This window comes from Actinomadura sp. BRA 177, from assembly GCF_013372625.1.
Lineage (GTDB): Bacteria > Actinomycetota > Actinomycetes > Streptosporangiales > Streptosporangiaceae > Spirillospora.
In genome coordinates this window covers 1,932-5,458 of record NZ_JABXFD010000457.1, presented here as the reverse complement: position 1 = coordinate 5,458, position 3,527 = coordinate 1,932, and the positions used below count along the sequence as shown (strand labels likewise).

The following is a 3,527-nucleotide window of genomic DNA, read 5'->3' as shown; positions in this document are numbered from 1 at the left end:
TGTCCGGCGGTGTCCTACTCTCCCACACAGTCTCCCATGCAGTACCATCGGCGCTGAAGGGCTTAACTTCCGGGTTCGGGATGGGACCGGGTGTTTCCCCTTCGCCAAAACCACCGAACGTCTCAACGCACCACCCCATGAGGGTGGGCACATCCACGTCCGAGCGACCAGGCTCGGCATCTTCTTTTGTACTGCGGTTCCGGTTGTTTTCTGGGAACCACACAGGGACGCGAAACATCGCAGCGATTTGGTTTGAACGTTCAGTGTGTTCAAGCCACTCGGCCTATTAGTACCGGTCGACTCCACACGTTACCGCGCTTCCATCTCCGGCCTATCAACCCGATCGTCTACCGGGGGCCTTACACCCACGAAGGGGTGGGAGAACTCATCTCGAGGAAGGCTTCCCGCTTAGATGCTTTCAGCGGTTATCCCGACCGAACGTAGCCAACCAGCCGTGCCCCTGGCGGGACAACTGGCACACCAGAGGTCCGTCCGTCCCGGTCCTCTCGTACTAGGGACAGACCCTCTCAATTCTCCTACGCGCGCAGCGGATAGGGACCGAACTGTCTCGCGACGTTCTAAACCCAGCTCGCGTGCCGCTTTAATGGGCGAACAGCCCAACCCTTGGGACCTACTCCAGCCCCAGGATGCGACGAGCCGACATCGAGGTGCCAAACCATCCCGTCGATATGGACTCTTGGGGAAGATCAGCCTGTTATCCCCGGGGTACCTTTTAGCCGTTGAGCGACACCACTTCCACACGTAGGTGCCGGATCACTAGGCCCTGCTTTCGCACCTGCTCGACACGTCCGTCTCACAGTCAAGCTCCCTTGTGCCCTTGCACTCGCCACCTGATTGCCAACCAGGCTGAGGGAACCTTTGGGCGCCTCCGTTACACTTTAGGAGGCAACCGCCCCAGTTAAACTACCCACCAGGCACTGTCCCCCACCCGGATCCACGGGTGCGGGTTAGACGCTCAAAACGACCAGAGTGGTATTTCACCAACGACTCCACCGACACTGGCGTGCCGGCTTCACAGTCTCCCACCTATCCTACACAAGACGCTCCAAGCGCCAATGCCAAGCTGTAGTGAAGGTCCCGGGGTCTTTCCGTCCTGCTGCGCGAAACGAGCATCTTTACTCGTACTGCAATTTCGCCGGGCCTGTGGTTGAGACAGCGGGGAAGTCGTTACGCCATTCGTGCAGGTCGGAACTTACCCGACAAGGAATTTCGCTACCTTAGGATGGTTATAGTTACCACCGCCGTTTACCGGCGCTTAGATTCTCAGCTTCGACCCTCGAACGGATCTAACCGGTCCTCTTAACGTTCCGGCACCGGGCAGGCGTCAGTCCGTATACAGCGTCTTACGACTTCGCACGGACCTGTGTTTTTAGTAAACAGTCGCTTCCCCCTGGCCTCTGCGACCCCACCCAGCTCCCCGTGCAAGACGGTTCACCGGGCGTGGTCCCCCTTCTCCCAAAGTTACGGGGGCAATTTGCCGAGTTCCTTAACCACAGTTCACCCGATCGCCTTGGTATTCTCTACCTGACCACCTGAGTCGGTTTAGGGTACGGGCCGCCAGTACACTCGCTAGAGGCTTTTCTCGACAGCATGGGATCACTCACTTCACCTAAAACGGCTCGGCATCACATCTCACCCTCATGCGCTACGGATTTGCCTATAGCGCGGGCTACATGCTTACCCCGGGACAACCATCGCCCGGGCTGAGCTACCCTCCTGCGTCACCCCATCACTCACCTACTACCCCCTCGGGTCGACCGCTAGGCCCGAAACAAGCCCGAAGGCTCGAACCGGGATTCGGGGTCTTAGCATCAGAGGGTTCAGCGTTGGCGCATACCAGCGGGTACGGGAATATCAACCCGTTGTCCATCGACTACGCCTGTCGGCCTCGCCTTAGGTCCCGACTTACCCTGGGCGGATTAGCCTGCCCCAGGAACCCTTGGTCATCCGGCGCACACGTTTCTCACGTGTGACTCGCTACTCATGCCTGCATTCTCACTCCCACAGCCTCCACCACTCGATCACTCGGCGGCTTCACCGGCTGCAGGACGCTCCCCTACCCACCCCGAGACAAGCTCGGAGTGCCACGGCTTCGGCGGTGTGCTTGAGCCCCGCTACATTGTCGGCGCGGAATCACTTGACCAGTGAGCTATTACGCACTCTTTCAAGGATGGCTGCTTCTAAGCCAACCTCCTGGTTGTCACAGCAACTCCACATCCTTTCCCACTTAGCACACGCTTAGGGGCCTTAGCCGATGATCTGGGCTGTTTCCCTCTCGACTACGAAGCTTATCCCCCGCAGTCTCACTGCCACGCTCTCACTTACCGGCATTCGGAGTTTGGCTGACGTCAGTAACCTTGTAGGGCCCATCAGCCATCCAGTAGCTCTACCTCCGGCAAGAAACACGCGACGCTGCACCTAAATGCATTTCGGGGAGAACCAGCTATCACGGAGTTTGATTGGCCTTTCACCCCTAACCACAGGTCATCCCCCAGGTTTTCAACCCTGGTGGGTTCGGGCCTCCACACCGTCTTACCGGCGCTTCACCCTGCCCATGGCTAGATCACCCCGCTTCGGGTCTACAGCATGCGACTACATTCGCCCTATTCAGACTCGCTTTCGCTACGGCTACCCGCCACCGGTTAACCTCGCCACACACCATAACTCGCAGGCTCATTCTTCAAAAGGCACGCCATCACGAACAGGAGCAAGCTCCTGAGGACGCTCTGACGGCTTGTAGGCACACGGTTTCAGGTACTATTTCACGACCCCTCACCGGGGCACTTTTCACCATTCCCTCACGGTACTGATCCGCTATCGGTCACCAGGAAGTATTCAGCCTTACCACGTGGTCGTGGCAGATTCACACGGGATTTCACGGGCCCCGTGCTACTCGGGAACACACCCAAGAGACAACGCAGTTTCGTCTACCGGACTCTCACCGTCTACGGTCGGCCTTCCCATGCCATTCGACTACCACGCTGTTTTATAACTCTCCGCCGGACTGGTAGATCCAGCAGGATGGTCCCACAACCCCGCACACGCAACCCCTACCAGGTATCACACGCGCACGGTTTAGGCTCCTCCGCTTTCGCTCACCACTACTCACGGAATCACAATTGTTTTCTCTTCCTGCGGGTACTGAGATGTTTCACTTCCCCGCGTTCCCACCAACCTGCCTATACATTCAGCAGGCGGCGACACCCCATGACGAGTGCCAGGTTTCCCCATTCGGAAATCCCCGGATCAAAGTCTGGTTGCCGACTCCCCGAGGCATATCGCAGGCTCCCACGTCCTTCATCGGCTCCTGATGCCAAGGCATCCACCGTATGCCCTTAAAAACTTGAACACACAAAACGATCAAAACAAATCGCAGATGAGAACCCTCAACCCCACCCCGAAAGGCAGAACCTCGAAGCCCTCACCAGAGATGCTCGCGTCCACTGTGCAGTTCTCAAAAAACAACCGGGCCCACCAGCACCGCCACACTCATCGCGAGTGAGGCG

At 58.1% G+C, this 3,527-nt stretch carries 2 rRNA genes; both read right to left on the bottom strand.

From position 1 onward, the window contains the following. Window position 1 precedes the first annotated feature (1 nt). Window positions 2-118 (bottom strand): 5S ribosomal RNA (rrf, locus tag HUX53_RS27115). Between the two features lie 147 nt (window positions 119-265). Further along, window positions 266-3,370: ribosomal RNA gene (locus HUX53_RS27110) — 23S ribosomal RNA — on the bottom strand. Window positions 3,371-3,527: the final 157 nt, after the last annotated feature.